At 66.9% G+C, this 19,060-nt stretch carries 20 protein-coding genes; 14 read left to right on the forward strand and 6 right to left on the reverse strand.

From position 1 onward, the window contains the following. Positions 1-11 precede the first annotated feature (11 nt). From ACT54L_RS03765 to ACT54L_RS03785, 5 genes are all read left to right on the forward strand, one after another. The gene (locus ACT54L_RS03765; protein ID WP_476084194.1) at positions 12-1,208 is read left to right on the forward strand and encodes an ABC transporter substrate-binding protein; all 1,197 of its coding nucleotides are present in this window, start codon (positions 12-14) and stop codon (positions 1,206-1,208) included. A gap of 364 nt (positions 1,209-1,572) precedes the next feature. Then, a complete protein-coding gene (locus tag ACT54L_RS03770) occupies positions 1,573-3,477 on the forward strand; it encodes an ABC transporter permease (RefSeq protein WP_476084195.1) in 1,905 nt (634 codons plus the stop codon). Beyond that, positions 3,474-4,256: an ABC transporter ATP-binding protein gene (locus ACT54L_RS03775; RefSeq protein WP_476084196.1), complete on the forward strand. Its 783-nt coding sequence runs from the start codon at positions 3,474-3,476 to the stop codon at positions 4,254-4,256. Before ACT54L_RS03770 ends, ACT54L_RS03775 begins: the two co-directional genes overlap by 4 nt. Next, positions 4,253-4,957, forward strand: coding sequence for an ABC transporter ATP-binding protein (locus ACT54L_RS03780; RefSeq protein WP_476084197.1), 705 nt, complete (start codon positions 4,253-4,255; stop codon positions 4,955-4,957). Before ACT54L_RS03775 ends, ACT54L_RS03780 begins: the two co-directional genes overlap by 4 nt. Before the next feature lie 177 nt (positions 4,958-5,134). Continuing rightward, complete coding sequence (locus ACT54L_RS03785; protein ID WP_476084198.1) at positions 5,135-5,590, forward strand: MarR family winged helix-turn-helix transcriptional regulator; 456 nt, start codon at positions 5,135-5,137, stop codon at positions 5,588-5,590. Positions 5,591-5,649: 59 nt separating this feature from the next. On the opposite strand, the gene ACT54L_RS03790 is transcribed toward ACT54L_RS03785, so the two are convergent. Then, on the reverse strand, positions 5,650-6,414 hold the full coding sequence (locus tag ACT54L_RS03790; protein ID WP_476084199.1) for an AraC family transcriptional regulator: 765 nt from the start codon (positions 6,412-6,414) through the stop codon (positions 5,650-5,652). Positions 6,415-6,503: 89 nt separating this feature from the next. On the opposite strand from ACT54L_RS03790, the gene ACT54L_RS03795 reads away from it, so the two are divergent. Then, entirely contained in the window at positions 6,504-7,238 is a 735-nt protein-coding gene (locus ACT54L_RS03795) for an SAM-dependent methyltransferase (RefSeq protein ID WP_476084200.1), read from the forward strand. A gap of 90 nt (positions 7,239-7,328) precedes the next feature. Here ACT54L_RS03795 and aptA read toward each other — a convergent pair whose 3' ends face one another. Then, complete coding sequence (gene aptA / locus ACT54L_RS03800) at positions 7,329-8,681, reverse strand: omega-aminotransferase AptA (RefSeq protein WP_476084201.1); 1,353 nt, start codon at positions 8,679-8,681, stop codon at positions 7,329-7,331. A 223-nt stretch (positions 8,682-8,904) separates the two neighbouring features. Between aptA and ACT54L_RS03805 the strand changes: the two genes are divergently transcribed. Then, complete coding sequence (locus ACT54L_RS03805; protein ID WP_476084202.1) at positions 8,905-10,716, forward strand: tetratricopeptide repeat protein; 1,812 nt, start codon at positions 8,905-8,907, stop codon at positions 10,714-10,716. Positions 10,717-10,882: 166 nt separating this feature from the next. Here ACT54L_RS03805 and hslU read toward each other — a convergent pair whose 3' ends face one another. From hslU to ACT54L_RS03825, 4 genes are all read right to left on the reverse strand, one after another. Continuing rightward, positions 10,883-12,190 carry an ATP-dependent protease ATPase subunit HslU gene (gene hslU / locus ACT54L_RS03810; RefSeq protein ID WP_476084203.1) on the reverse strand — a complete coding sequence of 436 codons (1,308 nt, stop codon included), beginning with the start codon at positions 12,188-12,190 and terminating at the stop codon, positions 10,883-10,885. Between the two features lie 47 nt (positions 12,191-12,237). Then, the gene (gene hslV, locus ACT54L_RS03815) at positions 12,238-12,783 is read right to left on the reverse strand and encodes an ATP-dependent protease subunit HslV (RefSeq protein ID WP_274775796.1); all 546 of its coding nucleotides are present in this window, start codon (positions 12,781-12,783) and stop codon (positions 12,238-12,240) included. 77 nt (positions 12,784-12,860) lie between these two features. Next, positions 12,861-13,652 carry an alpha/beta fold hydrolase gene (locus tag ACT54L_RS03820; RefSeq protein WP_476084204.1) on the reverse strand — a complete coding sequence of 264 codons (792 nt, stop codon included), beginning with the start codon at positions 13,650-13,652 and terminating at the stop codon, positions 12,861-12,863. 10 nt (positions 13,653-13,662) lie between these two features. Then, positions 13,663-14,244, reverse strand: coding sequence for a hypothetical protein (locus tag ACT54L_RS03825; RefSeq protein ID WP_476084205.1), 582 nt, complete (start codon positions 14,242-14,244; stop codon positions 13,663-13,665). A 194-nt stretch (positions 14,245-14,438) separates the two neighbouring features. Between ACT54L_RS03825 and hisB the strand changes: the two genes are divergently transcribed. Genes hisB through coaA form a run of 7 tightly spaced genes read left to right on the forward strand, consistent with a single transcriptional unit; the run spans position 14,439 to position 19,044 of the window. Continuing rightward, a complete protein-coding gene (gene hisB / locus ACT54L_RS03830; RefSeq protein ID WP_476084206.1) occupies positions 14,439-15,032 on the forward strand; it encodes an imidazoleglycerol-phosphate dehydratase HisB in 594 nt (197 codons plus the stop codon). Positions 15,033-15,080: 48 nt separating this feature from the next. Next, positions 15,081-15,551: a DUF2628 domain-containing protein gene (locus ACT54L_RS03835; RefSeq protein WP_476084207.1), complete on the forward strand. Its 471-nt coding sequence runs from the start codon at positions 15,081-15,083 to the stop codon at positions 15,549-15,551. Then, the gene (gene hisH / locus ACT54L_RS03840; RefSeq protein WP_476084208.1) at positions 15,548-16,195 is read left to right on the forward strand and encodes an imidazole glycerol phosphate synthase subunit HisH; all 648 of its coding nucleotides are present in this window, start codon (positions 15,548-15,550) and stop codon (positions 16,193-16,195) included. Before ACT54L_RS03835 ends, hisH begins: the two co-directional genes overlap by 4 nt. Next, entirely contained in the window at positions 16,183-16,923 is a 741-nt protein-coding gene (gene hisA / locus ACT54L_RS03845; protein WP_476084209.1) for a 1-(5-phosphoribosyl)-5-[(5-phosphoribosylamino)methylideneamino]imidazole-4-carboxamide isomerase, read from the forward strand. The genes hisH and hisA overlap by 13 nt, the downstream gene beginning before the upstream one ends. An 8-nt stretch (positions 16,924-16,931) precedes the next feature. Continuing rightward, entirely contained in the window at positions 16,932-17,708 is a 777-nt protein-coding gene (hisF, locus tag ACT54L_RS03850; protein WP_476084210.1) for an imidazole glycerol phosphate synthase subunit HisF, read from the forward strand. Between the two features lie 18 nt (positions 17,709-17,726). Continuing rightward, a complete protein-coding gene (locus tag ACT54L_RS03855) occupies positions 17,727-18,056 on the forward strand; it encodes a phosphoribosyl-ATP diphosphatase (protein ID WP_476084211.1) in 330 nt (109 codons plus the stop codon). A 25-nt stretch (positions 18,057-18,081) separates the two neighbouring features. Then, a complete protein-coding gene (gene coaA / locus ACT54L_RS03860) occupies positions 18,082-19,044 on the forward strand; it encodes a type I pantothenate kinase (protein WP_476084212.1) in 963 nt (320 codons plus the stop codon). Positions 19,045-19,060 lie beyond the last annotated feature (16 nt).

Genomic DNA, 19,060 nt, shown 5'->3' on the forward strand with positions numbered 1-19,060 from the left:
GGGACGATCGCATGAAGACGTCGATTTCAGTAGCATTGGCGGCCCTTGTGCTTGCGACCGGCCTCGGCCGGGCCGTGGCGCAGGAGATCAAGGTCGGGGAGATCAACTCCTATTCCGGCCTGCCCGCCTTCACCGAGCCCTATCGCAAGGGCTGGCAGCTGGCCGTGGAGGAAATCAACGCCTCCGGCGGCGTGCTGGGCAAGAAGTTCACGGTCATCTCGAAGGATGACGGCGGCAAGCCCGCCGATGCGGTGACCGCAGCCAACGAGCTGGTCTCCAGCGACAATGTGGTGATGCTCACCGGCACCTTCTTCTCCCATATCGGCTTGGCCGTGGCCGACTATGCCGCGCAGAAGAAGATCCTGTTCCTGGCGGCCGAGCCGCTCACCGATGCCATGACCTGGGCGAAGGGCAACAAATACACCTTCCGCCTGCGGCCCTCCAATTACATGCAGGCCGCCATGCTGGCGGAAGAGGCGGCCAAGCTCCCCGCCAAGCGCTGGGCCACCATCGCGCCGAACTATGAATATGGCCAGTCGGCGGTCCAGGTGTTCAAGCAGTTGCTCTCCGCCAAGCGCCCGGACATAGAGTGGGTGAGCGAGCAGTGGCCCCCGCAGGGCAAGATCGACGCCGGCGCGGTGGTGCAGGCGGTGGCGGCGGCCAAGCCGGACGCCATCTTCAACGTCACCTTCGGCCCCGACCTCGTGAAGCTCGTGCGCGAGGGCAATACGCGCGGCCTGTTCAAGGACCGCACGGTGGTCAGCCTGCTCACCGGCGAGCCTGAGTATCTCGACCCGCTGAAGGAGGAGACTCCCGAAGGCTGGATCGTCACCGGCTATCCCTGGTACGACCTGAAGTCGCCGGCCCATGACGCCTTCCTGAAGGCCTACCAGGCCAAGTTCAACGACTATCCCCGGCTCGGCTCCATCGTCGGCTACCTGACCATGAAGGCGGCGGCCGCCATCATCACCAAGGCCGGCTCCACCGACACCGACAAGATGATCGCCGCCGCCGAGGGCCTGTCGCTGGACACCCCGTTCGGCCCCATCGTCTTCCGCGGCATCGACCACCAGTCGACGCTGGGCGCCTTCGTGGGCAAGACCTCGGTGAAGGACGGCAAGGGCGTGATGGTGGATTCCGTCTATCGCGACGGCGCCGCCTACCTGCCCTCCGACGAGGAAGTGAAGAAGCTGCGTCCGCAGAACTGACAGGACGCTAAAGCGTCAGGCGACGGCACCGCCCGCCCGGCTTGCCTCCGGGCCGGCACCTCCCCTCCGCCCGCGCCTGGGCAAGGCCACGTCATGGCCGGGCTTGTCCGAAAGTCGTCCTTTGACGACTGTCGTCTTGCCTGCGGAACCCGCAAATATGCGGGTTCCGGCCATCCACGGGGCTCCGCCAGGTGCGGGCACAAGGGAGAGGCGTGGATGCCCGGGACAAGCCCGGGCATGACGCTCACCGGTTGCTGATCCCTGACCTTTTCTGATCGCCGACCGGCTCTTTTAAGGATGGGCCCGGTCCATCGAGGGCGCGCTTTGCCCCTCCGAACCTGACGTCACAACGAAAGGCCATGCCGTGGATTTCATCGTCGTCCAGGCCCTGACAGGTCTTGCCAGCGCAGCCTCGCTGTTCCTGGTCGCCTCCGGCCTGTCGATCATCTTCGGCGTGACGCGGATCGTGAATTTCGCCCACGGCGCCTTCTACATGCTGGGCGCATACCTCGCCTACACGCTCACCGAGCGGCTTTCGGGCACGTTCGGCTTCTGGGGCGGCATCGTCATTGCCGCGCTCGTCATCGCGGTGCTCGGCGCCCTGCTGGAAATCGTGCTCCTGCGCCGCATCTACCGGGCGCCGGAGCTCTTCCAACTGCTCGCCACCTTCGGCGTGACGCTGATGGTGCAGGACATCGTGATCCTGATCTGGGGTCCAGAGGACCTCATGGGCCGCCGCGCCCCCGGCTTCCGGGGCGCCGTGGACATCATGGGCCAGATGGTGCCGGCCTATGATCTTCTCCTGATCGGCCTCGGCCCGGCGGTGCTGGGCCTCCTGTGGATCGTCTTCCACCGCACCCGCTGGGGCGTGCTGGTGCGGGCGGCAACACAAGACCGCGACATGGTGGCGGCGCTGGGCGTTAACCAGAAATGGCTGTTCACCAGCGTCTTCGCACTGGGCGTGTTCCTGGCAGCGCTGGGCGGCGCGCTCCAGATCCCGCGCGATGCGGTCAGCCATTCCATGGACCTGCGGATCATCGTGGACGTGTTCGTGGTGGTGGTAATCGGCGGCCTCGGCTCGGTCACCGGCGCCTTCATCGCCGCAGTGCTGGTGTCCGAGCTGAATGCCTTCGGCATCCTCATCTTCCCGAAGATCTCGCTGGTGCTGGTCTTCCTGGTGATGGCGGTGGTGCTGGTGATCCGGCCCTACGGCCTGTTCGGCAAGCCGGAAGGCCCGCAGCGCTCGGCCATCGGCCTGTCCGTGCGGCCCTGGCGCCCGTTCTCGCAAGCCGAGCGCCTGGCGGTGGGCGCGGCGGTGCTGGTGGCGGCAAGCCTGCCCTTCTTCCTTGGCAATTACGCGCTGACCGTAGGGTCGGAGATCCTCATCTTCGTCCTGTTCGCCGCGAGCCTCCACTTCCTGATGACGGTGGGCGGCCTCGCCTCCTTTGGCCATGCGGCCTATTTCGGCCTCGGTGCTTATGGCGCGGCCTTCATGGTCAAGCTCGCGGGCGCGCCCATGGAGGTGGCCCTCCTGGTCGGCCCGTTCCTCGGGCTTGTGGGCGCGGTGCTGTTCGGCTGGTTCTGCGTGCGCCTGTCGGGCGTCTATTTCGCCATGCTGACACTCGCCTTCGCCCAGATCACCTGGTCGGTGGCGTTCCAGTGGGTGGAAGTGACCGGCGGCGACAATGGCATGCTGGGCATCTGGCCCGCCGGCTGGGCGTCGCGCCCCGCCCCCTTCTTCTGGATGGTGCTGGCGGTGGTGACTTTGGGCGTCGGCGTGCTGCGGCTCCTGGTGTTCTCGCCCTTCGGCTTCTCGTTGCGCGCCGCCCGCGACAATGCCCTGCGCTCCGAGGCGGTGGGGCTCGACCGCAACGGCACGCAATGGGTGGCCTTCATCGTGGCCGGCACCTTCGCGGGCATCGCCGGTGCGCTGTTCGCCTTCCTGAAGGGCTCCGTCTTCCCCGACAATCTCGCCATTCCCATCTCGGTGGACGGCCTGGTCATGGTGCTCTTGGGCGGCATCGAGACGGTGTCCGGCGGCGTGGTGGGCGCGCTCGTCTACAAGGCGCTGTCCATCTGGCTCATCAGCAAGACGGAATTGTCCAAGCTGGTGCTGGGCTCCGTGATCGTGCTCCTGGTGGTGGCCTTTCCCAAGGGGATTGTGGGCTTCCTGGAGGATTTGCGCCATCGCGGGCGACCCAAGGCGCCCGACGGCACCGGCACGGAAACCGCGCCTCTCGGCGCCCAGAAGGCGGAGGCGGCCCGATGACCCGTCTGCTGGAAGTGGAAAAGCTCGCCAAGTCCTATGGCGGGGTGCATGCGGTGCGCGGCGTCTCGTTCGGGCTGGAGGCGGGGGAGATCCTGGCCCTCATCGGCCCCAACGGCGCGGGCAAGAGCACCTGCTTCAACATGCTCAACGGCCAGATCCGCCCCAATGGCGGCGCCATCCGGCTGAAGGGCGAGAATATTGTCGGCCTGCCGCCCCGTGCGGTGTGGCGGCGGGGCGTCGGCCGCACCTTCCAGATCACCGCCACCTTCCCCTCCATGACGGTGCGGGAAAACGTGCAGGTGGCGCTTCTGTCCTTCCATAAGCGGGCCTGGTCGCCGCTCGGCTATGCCGGCGCCGCCCATCGGGCCGAGGCCGACCGGCTGCTGGCCATGGTGGGCATGGAGGCCCAGGCGGGCCGGCCCTGCGGGGAACTGGCCTATGGCGACCTGAAGCGCCTGGAGCTGGCGGTGGCCCTGTCCAACGACCCCGGCCTCCTGCTCATGGACGAGCCCACCGCCGGCATGGCGCCGAAGGAGCGCGTGGACCTCATGCGCCTCACCGCCGCCATCGCGCGGGAGAAATCCATTGGCGTGCTCTTCACCGAACACGACATGGATGTGGTGTTCGAGCATGCGGACCGGGTGATGGTGCTGAACCGGGGCGAATTGATCGCCGCCGGAACCCCCGCACAGGTGCGCCAGGACCCTCAGGTGCGCGCCATCTATCTGGGCGAGGGCCTGCTCTATGACGCCCGCCACCGCGAGGGGAGCGCCGCATGAAGCTCGAAGTCACCGGCCTCAACAGCCATTACGGCCCGGCCCATATCCTGTTCGACGTGAGCTTCGAGGTGGGCGCGGGCGAAGTGGTGGCGCTGCTCGGCCGCAACGGCGCGGGCAAGAGCACCACCTTCCGCTCGGTGGTGGGGCTGGTCGCCGACCGCTCAGGGCAGATCCGCTTCGACGGCGCCGACATTTCCCGCTTGCCCACCTTTGAGATCGCCCGCCGGGGGCTGGGCTATGTGCCCGAGGACCGGCGCATCTTCACCGAGCTGACGGTGGAGGAGAATTTCGAAGTGGGCCGCCAGCCGCCACGCTCAGGCGTTGCCGCCTGGACGCCCGAGCGCATCTACAAGCTCTTCCCCAATCTGGGCGAAATGCGCCGCCGGCCGGGCGGCCATATGAGCGGGGGCGAGCAGCAGATGCTCACCATCGGGCGCACCCTCATGGGCAACCCGTCCCTCGTGCTTCTGGACGAGCCGTCCGAGGGCCTCGCCCCCAAGATCGTGGAGCAGATGGCCGACGCCATCCTCACCATGAAGCGCGATGGCATCAGCGTTGTGATTTCCGAACAAAACCTTCATTTTGCCAAGCTGATCTCGGATCGCGCCTACATCATCGAAAAGGGGCGGATGCGCTTTTCCGGGACCATGGCGGAGCTGGAGGCCAACCCGGAAATCCGCGACGCCTATCTTGCGGTGTGAGGGCGCCTGCCGCTCCCGTCGCCGGATGTCATCCAAACGGCGGCGCCAGGGCCGCCGGATCGGGAGCCGGATGAACCGGGGGCGTGAGCGCCCCGGTGCGCCGTCTCCAAGTGCAGACAGGAATGGTCGGCCCGCAGGCCAAGCGCCGGGCCGGCGTGCCGAGAAAGAGGGCGGGGAGTGAGCACCAAGCCAAAGGCCACCGCGCGCCCACACGCCCGCGGGCCCTCCTACCAGTTGGACGCCCAGGTGGGCTTCCTCCTCCGCCAGGTGACGCAACGGCACACCACCATTTTCGGCGCCCGCATCGGCGAGGACCTGACCCCCACCCAATGGGCGGCGCTCGCCAAGCTGCATGAGAAGGGGCCGAGTTCCCAGAACCTGCTGGGCCGCCTGACCGCCATGGATGCCGCCACCATCAAGGGCGTGGTGGATCGCCTGGTGAAGCGGGGGCTGGTGGAAACAAGGCCCGACCCCGAGGACGGCCGGCGTCTCGTGGCGGCCCTGACGCCGGCGGGATTGGAGACGGTGGCGCGGGCCATGCCCAATGCCCTGGCCATCACCCAGGAGACCCTCTCGCCCCTCACCCCTGAGGAGCAGGCGCAGCTTCTGGCCCTATTGGACCGCCTGCGCTGAAGGCGCCTTCTCATCGGTCACTCGCTCAATTGCCCTGGCTGGATGCAATCTTCAGGGCTTCAGCGTTGCATCTTGCTCTGGATGGGCGGGTAACCAAACTTTCGTGAGAACGCGCGCGAAAATGCTGCGGCGCTGCCATACCCGACCCTGGGGGCAACCCATTTGACGCTCCGTCCCGCGTGCAGTTCAGCCCGGCCCAGCGCCAGGCGCCACCCATTCAGATAGGCCCCGGGCGGTTGCCCGATGGTCTGCTTGAAGGCCGCGATAAACGGGCCGCGTGACATACCGGCAATGGCAGCCAAGTCCACGATCTGCCAATTCCGCATGGGGTCGTCATGCATGGCGACCAGGCTCGCATGGAGTTTGGGATGGGCAAGCCCTGCCAGCAAGCCGGCATTGACGGTGCCGATCGCGATCGCCTTGCGGATCGCCAGGACGACGACAATTTCACACAGCCGCGCCTGAATGGTGCCGCCACCGCAACGCGCGACCTGAACCTCCGCCACAATCAACTCGGACAGTCCGAGCAATTGCGGCTCGTCGGATAATGCGAAGCACAGTTCCTCGGGCAATGCGCCGACCAACGGATTAGCGCTGCCCCCAAAATCCACCTTGGCGGCAGCGCAGAGCGTCATCCCATCCGGTAGCGCGGCAGTGGCCCGTGCTCGGTAAAGCAGATGGGTCGGTCGACCGGACCAATCGGCATCGACGATCAGCAGATTGGCCGCCTCGGCTGAATCGCAATGCGTGGCGCTGAGCGCAAAGGCCTTCAGAAAAGCCGTCAGCCGATCATGCTTTCCCGGGATACGTGAACTTTCGATCATGCAACTGATCTCTTTCCTGATCGCAAATCTCCTATTCTGTCGTGGAAGGACGCACCAGCCCGCTGCCGATAGAACGGACAAGAGACCGCATGACACAGGACTCCGCCGCCAAATTCGACGCCGCCCGCGCCGGGGAATATGCCCGCCAAAGCCGGATCGCCCTGGCTGGATATGACGCATGCCATGAGCTTTCCGCTTGCATGTTGTCGGCAACCTTGGGCGAAGGAAAGCCGGCGCGGGTCCTGGTGGTGGGAGCCGGAGGCACAGCGGGCGAAATCATCGCCGCCGCACGGCTGGAGCCAGGATGGTCCTTTGTCGCCGTCGATCCGTCGCCACCGATGCTGGACCTTGCACGCACCCTTTTGATCGAGGCCGGCGTGTTCGATCGGGTGGCAACCGTTCCGGGCACGGTTGCCGATCTGGCACCCTCCCCGTTATTCGACGCTGCGATCATGATCGGCGTGTTGCACCACCTGAGGGGTGATGCGGCCAAGGAAGATCTTCTGGCGCAGATCGCAATGCGGTTGCGGCCCGGCGCGCCTTTGGTCGTTGCCGGAAATTACCGGGCCTACGCTTCGCACCCCTTATTCATGGCCGCTTGGGCGACCCGTTGGCGCATGAACGGCTCGGGGCCGGAAGAGGTGAAGGCCAAGATGAGCAGGATACTGGAGGGCGCAGAGCCGCCTCGGTCAGAGGAAGCGGTGATCGCTCTGTTGACAGAAGCAGGCTTCGAGGAACCTGTGCGGTTCTTTGCGAGCTTGTTCTGGGGCGCCTGGCTGGCGCGACGCCTTCCGACGACCAAGAGCATTTCAACGCTTCCATGAAATGCGGAAATGCCCTGACCGGCGACGCCCGTCCGGATGCAAGAAGGCGGGCATGGGACCCACGCCCGCCTCTTTGCCTCGCGTGCCAGCTCAAGCGGTGGCTGTGATCGCGGCGCCCACCTTCTCGATCAGCTCGCCCACCTGCGCCTCGGAAATGATGAGGGGCGGGGTGAGGGCGATGGTGTCGCCGGTGGAGCGCACCATGATGCCCTGGTCGTGGAAGGCGGTCTCCAGCGTCGCATAACCGCGCAGCCCGGGCGTGCCCGCCTTGGGGGCGAGGTCGATGCCGGCGGTGATGCCCACCGTGCGGATGTCCACCACGCCGGGCTTGTCGCGCAGGCTCATGACCGCATCGGCCCACAGGGGCTCCAGGCGCTTGGCGCGGGCGAACAGATCCTCGCGGGCATAAAGATCCAGCGTCGCCAAAGAGGCGGCGCAGGCCAGCGGGTGGGCGGAATAGGTGTAGCCGTGGAACATCTCGATGACGTGTTCCGGGCCCTTCATGAAGGCGTCGTGGATCTTGCCCCGCACGATGGCGCCACCCATGGGCACCGCGCCGGCAGTCACCCCCTTGGCAAAGGTGATGATGTCCGGCACCACCCCATAGCGTTCGGCGGCAAAGGCATGGCCGAGGCGCCCGAAGCCGGTGATGACCTCGTCGAAAATCAGCAGGATGCCGTGCTTGTCGCAGATCTCGCGCAGGCGCTGCAGATAGCCCTTGGGCGCCGGGATGACGCCGGTGGAGCCGGCCATGGGCTCCACGATCACCGCCGCGATGGTGGAGGCATCATGCAGGGCGACGATGCGCTCCAGCTCATCGGCAAAGTGCGCGCCATAGTCGGGCTCGCCCTTGGTGAAGGCCTGGTGGGCGCGGTCATAGGTGGTCGGCAAATGGTCGACGCCGGTGAGCAGCGTGCCGAAGGCCTTGCGGTTGGGCACGATGCCGCCCACCGAGATGCCGCCGAAGCCCACCCCGTGATAGCCGCGCTCGCGGCCGATGAGGCGGGTGCGCGAGCCCTGGCCGATGACATTCTGGTAGGCCAGCGCGATCTTCAGCGCGGTATCCACCGCCTCCGAGCCGGAATTGCAGAAGAACACATGGTCGAGATCGGCCGGCGCCAGCGCGGCGATGCGGCTCGCCACCGTGAAGGCGGCGGGGTGGCCGAACTGGAAGGTGGGGGCGAAGTCCAGCTCCGAGGCGGAGGCGCGGATGGCCTCGACGATCTCGTCGCGATTATGGCCGGGATTGGTGCACCAAAGGCCGGCGACGCCGTCCAGAATGGGTTTCCCCTCCGGCGTGTAATAGTGCATATCCTTGGCACGGGAGATCAGCCGCGGACGCTTCTTGAAAGCCCGGTTAGCAGTGAACGGCATCCAGAAGGCTTCCAGATCGTTCGGCACGACTCCCGTCACCACCCGGTCCGTCACGTCATCCAAAGCCATGATTGTCTCCTTGCCGCCCGAAGGGCAGATCCACCGGCCTCATAATCGCCGTGGTGGTGGGAAGCTATCAGGGCCGGGGACGGGAGGGAACACGTCACGTCAGCCGGGGTCCGGCCGGTGCTATGCGGCGGGCTCGAAAAATGGCATGAACTGACTTAAGGTCAGGTATCGCATCATGGCCGCCCGGCAGGGGGGCCTGTTCAGACATCGTGTGAAGAACAACGTGACGAACACGTCCCTAAGCTCAGATCTGCCCGAGGATCAGGCCACCTCTCCCGATGAGGTGCGGGCGGCATTGGCGCGGCTGCTGGGCTCGGAAGAGTTCGTTTCCTCCCCCCGCCTCGCCGACTTCCTGCGCTATGTGGTTGAAACCACGCTGTCCGGGCGGGCGGACGAGATCAAGGGCTACACCATTGCCGTGGAGGCCCTTGGCCGCCCCGCTTCCTTCGACCCCCAGTCCGACCCCATCGTCCGGGTGGAGGCCACCCGCCTCCGGCGTTCCCTTGAGAGGTATTATACAGGGGCCGGCGCCACGGATTCCATTGAGATTTTCATCCCGAAGGGGGCCTATGTCCCCCTGTTCCGCCCCCGCGCCGCACGCCCGGACCTGCCGACCGAGATCGCCCCGCCCCTCGCGCCCCAAGACACACCCGCGCCAGCCTTGCGGCAGCGCAAGCGGATTTGGCCCACCTTGCTCGGCGCGTGCGTCGCCGCCTTCGCGGTGATGGCCGGAGCCCTTTTTCTGCTCGCCCCCACCGTGGAAAGCGGCCCCTCCTCGGTCACCATCGCCTTCGGCAACCGCGCTCTGAGCCCGGCCGATCTTGCCGACCGGATGGGCATGCCGATCCTGGAAGTGCGGCCGTTCGAGATGTCCGGCAGCGCGGCCCCCGCCTCCGACGAGATCCACGCGCTCGAGGCCCGCATGCGCGACGCGTTCGCCCGCTTCGATTTCGTCGATGTGGTCACCCCCGGTTCGGACGCCTCCGTCTCCGAATGCCGCGGCGCCCCGCCCCGCTCCGTCTTCTCGCTCGGCGGCCTCGCCGAGAAGCATGACAATGGGACCCAGTCCCTCCTGTTCCGCCTGACGGACCGGTGCAGCGGCGTGATCGTCTGGTCCACCGAGATGGACGGGCTTCGGCGCAGCGCGGACCTGGAGCAGAAGGTGGTGCGCGACGTGGCCACGTCAGTCATGCAATTGCATGGCGTGCTCCCCACCCGCGCCCGCGCGCAGGCGAAGATCGACGCGCCTGCCTCCGGTTTCTCCTGCATCGCCCAGACCTTCGCCGTCATCCGCGGCGAGGACGCCGGTCAGAGGCCGGCAGCCCATGCCTGCATTGACCGGCTGGTGGCCCATGACAACGGCTATGGCGTGGTCCATTCGCTGAAGGCCTATCTGCTCTTGAGCGAAGTGCGGGCGGACCTTGACCGCGATCCCGATCCCGCCGTGCTCGCCACCATCGAGGCGGAGGCCGACATCGGCGCCGATCTTGCGCCCAACAGCGCGTTCGCCGCCCGCATCCTGGCCATCGCCGCTTTCGCACGGGGCGATGCCGAGGAGGCCCTCGCCTCCGCCGACAAGGCCCTCACCCTCAACCCCCTCGACTATGACACGCAGGCGTCCGTGGGCACGATCCTGATCGGCCTCGGCCAGCCGGAACGGGGGGAGGCCATGCTTGTCGGCGCCCGTGAGCACGGCGCCACGCGCAACGCCAATCAGGACGCCTATCTGGCCATCGCCGCCTTCCTGACCTCCGATGCGAAGATGGCCAACACCTTGCTGCCGCTGCTGTCTGCCAAGCCCTCCATCAGCAACCGCATTGGCTTGGCTCTCGCCCTGCGCACGCTCGGGCGGACGGAGGAGGAGGAGCAGGTGGTGTCCGCCCTGGTGCGCGACGCCCCCGGCGGCTTTGCCAGCGTGCGGCGCGCCATCCGCTATCTGCTCCCCAGCGAGCAGACGTCCGGCCGCGTGATCGGAGAAATCGAGGCCGCCGGCCACGTCCAGAGCGACATCGAGCCCCATATGTCGCGCGGCTGACCTCACGCGGGCGGCACAGGATCTGCGCTGCCAGGCCCGGTCCGACACACGGGATGGATACGCCAGACGCCAAAGCAATCAAGCGTTTGCCTGTGCGCAAGCGCCGCTGAAGCCGTCACGGGAGGCCCGCAGGACCTCCCGTGACGGCCCATAGGGGCCGCACGCCTCACAGGATGAAGCGGCTCAGATCGGCATTTTTCGCCAGATCGCTTACCCGCTGGCGCACGTAGTCCGCATCGATCACCACCTGTTCGCCGGAGCGGTCGGGAGCGGTGAAGGACAGATCATCCAGCACCCGCTCCATCACCGTCTGGAGGCGGCGGGCGCCGATATTCTCGACGCTGGAATTCACCTCCACCGCCGCATCGGCAATGGCTTCCACCGCATCGGGGGTGATGTCGAGGGTGACGCCCTCGGTGGCCATGAGCGCCACCTGCTGCTTGACGAGGCTCGCCTCGGTCTCGGTGAGGATGCGCACGAAGTCGGCACGGGTCAGGGCTTCCAGTTCCACCCGGATGGGCAGGCGACCCTGAAGCTCCGGCAGGAGATCGGAGGGCTTGGACACATGGAAGGCGCCGGACGCGATGAAGAGGATGTGGTCGGTCTTCACCGGTCCATGCTTGGTGGAGACCGTCGTGCCTTCGATCAGGGGCAGCAGGTCGCGCTGCACGCCCTCGCGGGAGACATCGGCGCCGGAGCGCCCTTCCCGGCCGGCGATCTTGTCGATCTCGTCCAGGAAGACGATGCCGTTATTCTCCACCGCATGGATCGCCTCCTGAGTGGTGGCCTCCTGGTCAATGAGCTTGTCCGCTTCCTCGGTCAGGAGGAGCGGATGGGCATCCTTCACCAGCACCCGGCGGGTGCGGGTGCGCCCGCCAAAGGCCTTGCCCAGCATGTCGCCCAGGGAGACCGCGCCCATCTGGGCGCCGGGCATGCCGGGGATTTCGAACATGGGCATGCCCTGGCCACCGGCCTGGACCTCGATCTCCACTTCCTTGTCGTCCAACTCCCCGGCACGCAGGCGCTTGCGGAAGGCCTCGCGGGTGGCGGAGGAGGAATTGGCGCCCACCAGGGCATCCAGCACCCGCTCCTCGGCGGCCAGATGCGCCCGGGCCTGCACGTCCTTGCGCTTGGCATCGCGCACGAGGCCGATGCCGACTTCCACGAGGTCGCGGACGATCTGCTCAACGTCCCGGCCCACATAGCCCACTTCCGTGAACTTGGTGGCCTCCACCTTCAGGAAGGGCGCGCCGGCAAGACGCGCGAGGCGGCGGGAAATCTCGGTCTTGCCGACGCCGGTCGGGCCGATCATGAGGATGTTCTTGGGCAGCACCTCCTCGCGCATATGGCCTTCGAGCTGCTGGCGGCGCCAGCGGTTGCGCAAGGCGATGGCCACCGCGCGCTTGGCCTTGCCCTGGCCGACAATATGGCGATCGAGCTCGGAGACGATCTCGCGGGGGGAAAAGTCGCTCATGGATTTTCTTTCGTAACGCGACAAGCGGTCAGCGGCGGACGCGACGCTCAGCCGCCGATGGTCTCGATGACGATGTTGCGGTTGGTATAGACACAGATGTCTGCGGCGATCTCCAGGGAGCGGCGCACGATCACCTCCGGATCCTCTTCGCGGTCGAGGAGCGCCCGGGCGGCCGCCAGCGCGAAGGAGCCGCCCGAACCGATGCCAGCCACGCCCGCTTCCGGCTCCAGCACGTCGCCCGTGCCGGTGAGCACCAGCGTAATATTGGCGTCGGCCACGATCATCATGGCCTCCAGGCGCCGCAGATAACGGTCCGTGCGCCAGTCCTTGGCCAGTTCCACCGCCGCGCGCTGCAACTGGCCGGGATACTGTTCCAGCTTGGCTTCCAGGCGCTCGAACAGGGTGAAGGCATCGGCGGTTGCCCCCGCGAAGCCCCCGATCACATCGCCCTTACCGAGGCGGCGGACCTTGCGGGCATTGGCCTTGAGCACCGTCTGGCCGAGCGTGACCTGGCCGTCGCCGGCGATGGCGACCCGATTGCCCTTGCGCACGGAAACGATGGTGGTGCCGTAGATGGTGTCGGGAGAGTGCATTTGGGGCTCCGATTGCGCCTCTTACTTAAGGCGTTCCCGCGCCGGCGCAATGTCCCGCCTCCGCCGGATGGCCAGGCTCACCCCAGGAGAAAGCCGCGCACGGCTGCGGCAAAGGCTTCGGGTGCCTCCACCATGGGGCAATGGCCGGTCTGCGGCACCTGAACGCCCCTGGCGCCGGGAATAGCGGCTATGAGCGCATCGGAAAAGGGCTGGGCAAAGAAACGATCGTCGGGGCTCGACAACACCAAGGTCGCCGCGCGGATGGCCTTGATCCGGTCGAGGGTGTCCGCATCGGCGCAGGCCTGCGCCTGGCGGGTGAAGCCCGCCACCGGCTGGAGGGGACCGGCCTCCACCGTCGCCTTGGCGATGTCGCCGAGCGGCACCTTGGCAAGCGTGTCGCGCCCAAGGGTGAAGGTGGCCAGCGTCGAGACATAGAGGATCGGGTCGGCAATCTCCGTGCGCAGGCGCACCAGAAGGCCGAGCAGTTCCCGCGTATAAAGGTTCTGCCGCCCGAGCGTGTTGCACAGGACCAGCCGATCCACCCGCTCGGGCGCCATGAGCGCCAGTTCCTGGGCGATAAAGCCGCCCATGGAATGGCCGATCACATGGGCGCGCTCAACCCCCGCCGCATCGAGCACCGCCAATGCATCGCGCGCCATGTCGGTGACGCGATAGCCAGCCGAGGCCTGCGAGCTGGCGCCGATGTCCCGGTTGTCGAAGGCGATGGAGCGCAGGCCCTTCAAATAGGGGCGACTGAAGGACCAGAACGCCCGGTCCGCCGAAAGGCCGCTGATGATGAGCAGCGGTGCCCCCTCCCCCGCCACGTCATAGGCGAGCATCAGGCCGTCATTGGTGGCAAACTGCGACATCGGAGCCTCCTCACAGGGTGTAGAGCTGTTGGGCGATCAGCAGGATCTGGCACCCCAGCGCGGTGGCCAGGAAGGCGGCGTGGAAGCGCGGGCTCTTCGTGCGCATGGCGATCAGGCACCCGGCGATCAGCAGGACCGAGACCGAGGCCTGCAGCCCCCCGACCATGCGCACGTATTCCATGCCCTTCAGCGAGGTATCGACCATGTCCAGCATGTGGGACAAGGCTAGGATACCGAAGAACCAGCGGCGTTTGGCATAAAAATAGGAACTGTAACTGCCATATTCCCCCAGATGGTCGGGGAACAGAATGACGCACATGAAATAGAAGACGCTGGCATAGACCAGGACGAAGAAATAGATGGCAAAATTCCACTCGATCCAGGACAGGCGATACTCCCACCACCAGAACATGACGGCACTCAGCAGCGTCACCACTGCCCATCCCAGGTGGATGCGGCTGATCTGATGCTCATGCGGATGCTGGATGAACTTGGCGATGCCGCTCAGGATGCGGGTCACGGACAGGCCCAGGATCATGCCCATGACCACCCGGACATGGACATAAAGCTGCGGATCGGTGGCGAGGGCCATTCTTCGTCCTTCTCTCGACGCAGGGCGCATAGAAAAGGAGGCGGTGCGGGGACTCAAGGGGAATTGACCCGCCTGTCCGAGGGCCTTGTCGCGCGCGCCCAGATTTCCTTGCACACCCGCGCGCCGCGTCATGCAATCGCCATATGGCGTTGCAGCACCCAAACTGCTAGAAGGCCCGGCCTTGGAGGAGTTCCATGCGTAAGGCCGAGATCGTCCGCGAGACGAAGGAAACGAAGGTGCGCCTGTCCGTCGACCTCGACGGCACGGGCCGTAGCCACATGGCCACGGGCATCGGCTTCCTGGACCATATGCTCGACCTCCTTGCCCGCCACGCCCGGTTCGACCTGGACATCGTGGCGGAAGGCGACCTGCATGTGGACTTCCACCACACCACCGAGGATGTGGGCATCGTGCTCGGCCAGGCGGTGCGGCGTGCGCTCGGCGACATGCGCGGCATCACGCGCTATGCCGATCTGCACCTGCCCATGGACGAGACGCTGACCCGCGTGGCCCTCGACATTTCCGGCCGCCCCTACCTGGTGTTCCGCACCACGTTCAGCGCCCCCAAGATCGGGGAGTTCGACACCGAGCTGGTGCGTGAATTCTTCCAGGCCTTCGCCTCCAATGCGGGCGTGACGCTGCACGTGGAGACGCTCTACGGCGACAACAACCACCATATCGCTGAAAGCTGCTTCAAGGGCCTTGCCCGCGCGCTGCGCGCGGCGGTGGCCATCGATCCGGCCGCGGCCGGCGAAATTCCCTCCACCAAGGGCGCGCTCGGCGTCTGAGCGCGCGCGTTCGGAGAGCGACTGCGGAGAGCGACTGCGGAGACCGACATGGCCGTCTGGAGCGTCCTGACCCTGGACAAGGTGAACGACACGCCGATGCGGAGTGCCGAACAGGTGGTGTTGGTGCGCGAGAAGGTCTCCCTTCTGGCCCTCCTGTTCGCGCCGCTGGTGCTGTTGCGCTACCGTCTCTGGCTGGCTTTTGCCGGCTATCTGGCCATCAGCTTCAGCGTCGCGGTGGGCGAATGGGTTCTCGGCATGCCTGAAGAGGTGGGGGCGGCAATCACCTTCGGTCTCCACCTCCTCGTTGCCCTTGAGCTTGGCAACCTGCGCATAATGAAACTGCGCCGACTTGGTTATGAAGAGGCGGGCGTCGTGGTCGGCCGCGACCGCGACGAGGCAGAGCGCCGCTTTTTCAAGAACTGGACGCCCCGGAGCGCCAGCGCGACCCTCATCCCGCCCCGGGCCAGCCGGCCGGGCGCATCCATCATCGGATCCTTCCCGGAGCCGCGTGCATCATGACCGTCGCCATCGTCGATTACGGATCGGGCAACCTGCACTCCGCCGCGAAAGCGCTGGAGCGGGCCGCGCTCGACCTCGGCGCGCCGCGGATTGCCGTGACCAGCGACCCCGAGATCGTGCGCACCGCCGACCGGGTGGTGCTGCCGGGCGTGGGCGCCTTCGCCGATTGCCGCCGCGGGCTTGATGCCGTGCCGGGCATGGTGGAAGCGCTGGAGGAGGCCGTGCACCAGCGCGGCCGGCCGTTCCTCGGCATCTGTGTCGGTCTTCAATTGCTCGCCGAGCGCGGCCTCGAGCACGGGGAGACGGCGGGCCTTGGCTGGATCAAGGGCGAGGTGGTGCGCATCGAGCCCTCCGACCCCGCCCTTAAGATCCCGCACATGGGCTGGAACACGCTGACGCTGGAGCGCGTGCACCCGCTGTTCGACGGCATCCCCACGGGCCGCGATGGCCTCCATGCCTATTTTGTCCACTCCTACCACATGCATGTGGCTGACCCCGCCGACCGGCTGGCAACCACCGAATATGGCGGCACCGTCACCGCGGCGGTGGCGCGCGGCAATGTGGCCGGCACCCAGTTCCATCCCGAGAAGAGCCAGAAGCTGGGCTTGGCTCTGCTCGCCAATTTCCTGAAGTGGCACCCGTGATCCTGTTTCCTGCAATCGACCTCAAGGACGGCCTCGCCGTGCGCCTGGAACAGGGCGACATGGCGCGCGCCACCGTGTTCAACCGCGACCCCGCCGCCCAGGCGGGCGAGTTCGAGGCCATCGGCTTCCGCTATCTCCATCTGGTGGACCTCGACGGCGCCTTTGCCGGGCGTCCGGTGAACGGGGCGGCGGTAGACCGCATCCTGGAAACCGTCTCCATTCCCGTTCAGCTCGGCGGCGGCATCCGCGACATGGCGACGGTGGAAGGCTGGCTGGGCAAGGGCGTGAACCGGGTCATCCTCGGCACCGCCGCCGTGCGCGACCCCGACTTCGTCAAGGAAGCCGCACGGGCTTATCCCGGCCGTGTGGCCGTTGGCCTCGACGCCCGCGACGGGCGGGTGGCGGTGCAGGGCTGGGCGGAGACTTCCGACCTGCCCGCCGAGGACATTGCCCGCCGCTTCGAGGATGCCGGCGTTGCCGCCATCATCTATACCGACATTGCCCGCGACGGCCTGCTGAAGGGCCTGAACATGGACGCCACCATCGCGCTGGCGGACGCGGTCAACATCCCCGTCATCGCCTCCGGGGGCCTTGCCTCCCTGGCGGACGTGGAAGCCCTGATCGAGCCGCGCGCCGCCAAGCTCGCCGGCGCCATCACCGGGCGCGCGCTTTATGACGGCCGTCTCGACCCCGGCGCCGCCTTGGCGCTGGTGGCCGGCCGGGGCTGAGGACCGCCATGCTGAAAGTCCGCGTCATTCCCTGCCTGGACGTGAAGGACGGGCGCGTGGTCAAGGGCGTGCAATTCGTCGACCTGCGCGATGCCGGCGACCCGGTGGAGGCCGCCCGCGCCTATGACGCGGCCGGCGCAGACGAATTGACCTTCCTCGACATCACGGCCAGCCACGAAAATCGCGGCACCATCCTGGACGTGGTGCAGCGCACGGCCGAACAATGCTTCATGCCGCTCACCGTGGGTGGGGGCGTGCGCACCGTGGACGATGTGCGCACCTTGCTGCATGCGGGCGCCGACAAGGTGTCCATCAACACCGCCGCCGTGAACCGCCGCGCCTTCGTGGGCGAGGCGGCGGAGAAGTTCGGCGAGCAGTGCATCGTGGTCGCCATCGACGCCAAGAAGGTCTCTGCTCCCGGCGAGCCCGACCGCTGGGAGATCTTCACCCATGGCGGTCGCAAGCCCACGGGCCTCGAAGCCGTGGCCTATGCCCGCGAGGTGGTGGACCTCGGCGCCGGCGAAATCCTCTTGACCTCCATGGACCGGGACGGCACCGGCCTCGGCTTCGACGTGGCGCTCACCCGCGCCATCTCGGACGCCGTGCATGTGCCGGTGATCGCGTCCGGCGGGGTGGGCAATCTCGACCATCTGGTGGAAGGCGTGCGCGAAGGCGGCGCCTCGGCGGTGCTGGCCGCCTCAATCTTCCATTTCGGCACCTTCACGGTGCGCCAGGCCAAGGACCGGCTTGCGGCGGCGGGCCTGCCCGTGCGCCTCGACGGCTGAAGCGGGGAGCCACAAGCCATGTCCGACGACCGCGTGACGCTTCTGGATCTCGAACGCATCGTCGCGGCACGCGCCTCGGCGGAGGCAGGCAGTTCCTATACCCGCACCCTGCTCGACAAGGGCGTCGCCAAGTGCGCCCAGAAGCTGGGGGAAGAGGGCGTGGAGACGGTGATCGCCGCCTTGTCCGGCAGCCATCAGGAGCTGATCGGCGAAAGCGCCGACCTCCTGTATCATCTTGCCGTCCTGCTCCATGCCCGCGGCGTGGCGCTGGATGAGGTCCATGCCGAACTGGCGCGGCGCACTGGGCAATCCGGGCTCGCGGAAAAGGCGTCGAGAAAGCAGGGCTGAGGCGCGCATGGGGGAGACACGCAGCATGGACCAGCGGCTGGACCTTCGTCTTTCACCCTATCGCACCTTCACCCGTGCCGATTGGGCCGAGTTGCGGCGCGACACGCCCATGCCCTTGCGCACGAATGAGATCGTGCGCCTGCAGGGCCTCAACGACCGGCTCTCGCTGAACGAGGTGGAGGAGATCTACCTCCCGCTCTCGCGCCTCCTGTCGCTTTATGTGGGCGCGACGCAGAAGCTGTTCCGGGCCATGAGTGACTTCCTCGACCATGGCGCGCGCGGCGAGGGCAAGATGCCCTATATCATTGGGGTGGCCGGCTCGGTGGCGGTGGGCAAGTCCACCACTGCCCGCGTGCTCCAGGCCCTGCTTGCCCGCTGGCCCAACACCCCGAAGGTGGACCTCGTCACCACCGACGGCTTTCTCCTGCCCAATGCGGTGCTGGAGAAGGAAGGTCTGATGGAGAAGAAGGGCTTCCCGGAGAGCTACGATCTGCCCCTCCTCCTGTCCTTCCTCTCCGACATCAAGGCTGGCCGTCGGCCCGTGCGCGCGCCGCTCTACAGCCACTTCTTCTACGACGTGATGCCCGACCAGACGGTGGAGGTGGACCGCCCGGACATCCTCATCGTGGAGGGCCTGAACGTGCTCCAGACCGGGCGCCTGCCGCGCGATGGCACGGGCATTCCCTTCGTCTCCGACTTCTTCGACTTCTCGGTCTATATCGACGCCGACGAGGACGTGCTGGAGCATTGGTACGTGCAGCGCTTCATGCGGCTGCGGGAGACCGCCTTCAAGGACCCCCTCTCCTACTTCCACCGCTATTCCAAGCTCACCGAAGAAGAAGCCCGCCAGACCGCCCTGTCCATCTGGCACCGCATCAACCTGCCGAACCTGCAGGAAAACATCCTGCCCACCCGCCAGCGCGCCGATCTCATCCTGCGCAAGGCGGGCGATCACGAGATCGCGGAAGTCAGCCTGCGCAAATTGTGAGGCCACGCGCCCGGCT

This window comes from Aquabacter sp. DMC10 (assembly GCF_056314145.1).

Excerpts from the sequence above, each read along its gene's own strand:
- ACT54L_RS03765 (WP_476084194.1), top strand. The coding sequence starts at position 12 with ATGAAGACGTCGATTTCAGTAGCATTGGCGGCCCTTGTGCTTGCGACC.
- ACT54L_RS03775 (WP_476084196.1), top strand. The coding sequence starts at position 3,474 with ATGACCCGTCTGCTGGAAGTGGAAAAGCTCGCCAAGTCCTATGGCGGG.
- ACT54L_RS03780 (WP_476084197.1), top strand. The coding sequence starts at position 4,253 with ATGAAGCTCGAAGTCACCGGCCTCAACAGCCATTACGGCCCGGCCCAT.
- ACT54L_RS03790 (WP_476084199.1), bottom strand. The coding sequence starts at position 6,414 with ATGATCGAAAGTTCACGTATCCCGGGAAAGCATGATCGGCTGACGGCT.
- ACT54L_RS03795 (WP_476084200.1), top strand. The coding sequence starts at position 6,504 with ATGACACAGGACTCCGCCGCCAAATTCGACGCCGCCCGCGCCGGGGAA.
- aptA (WP_476084201.1), bottom strand. The coding sequence starts at position 8,681 with ATGGCTTTGGATGACGTGACGGACCGGGTGGTGACGGGAGTCGTGCCG.
- hslU (WP_476084203.1), bottom strand. The coding sequence starts at position 12,190 with ATGAGCGACTTTTCCCCCCGCGAGATCGTCTCCGAGCTCGATCGCCAT.
- hslV (WP_274775796.1), bottom strand. The coding sequence starts at position 12,783 with ATGCACTCTCCCGACACCATCTACGGCACCACCATCGTTTCCGTGCGC.
- ACT54L_RS03820 (WP_476084204.1), bottom strand. The coding sequence starts at position 13,652 with ATGTCGCAGTTTGCCACCAATGACGGCCTGATGCTCGCCTATGACGTG.
- ACT54L_RS03825 (WP_476084205.1), bottom strand. The coding sequence starts at position 14,244 with ATGGCCCTCGCCACCGATCCGCAGCTTTATGTCCATGTCCGGGTGGTC.
- hisB (WP_476084206.1), top strand. The coding sequence starts at position 14,439 with ATGCGTAAGGCCGAGATCGTCCGCGAGACGAAGGAAACGAAGGTGCGC.
- ACT54L_RS03835 (WP_476084207.1), top strand. The coding sequence starts at position 15,081 with ATGGCCGTCTGGAGCGTCCTGACCCTGGACAAGGTGAACGACACGCCG.
- hisH (WP_476084208.1), top strand. The coding sequence starts at position 15,548 with ATGACCGTCGCCATCGTCGATTACGGATCGGGCAACCTGCACTCCGCC.
- hisF (WP_476084210.1), top strand. The coding sequence starts at position 16,932 with ATGCTGAAAGTCCGCGTCATTCCCTGCCTGGACGTGAAGGACGGGCGC.
- ACT54L_RS03855 (WP_476084211.1), top strand. The coding sequence starts at position 17,727 with ATGTCCGACGACCGCGTGACGCTTCTGGATCTCGAACGCATCGTCGCG.
- coaA (WP_476084212.1), top strand. The coding sequence starts at position 18,082 with ATGGACCAGCGGCTGGACCTTCGTCTTTCACCCTATCGCACCTTCACC.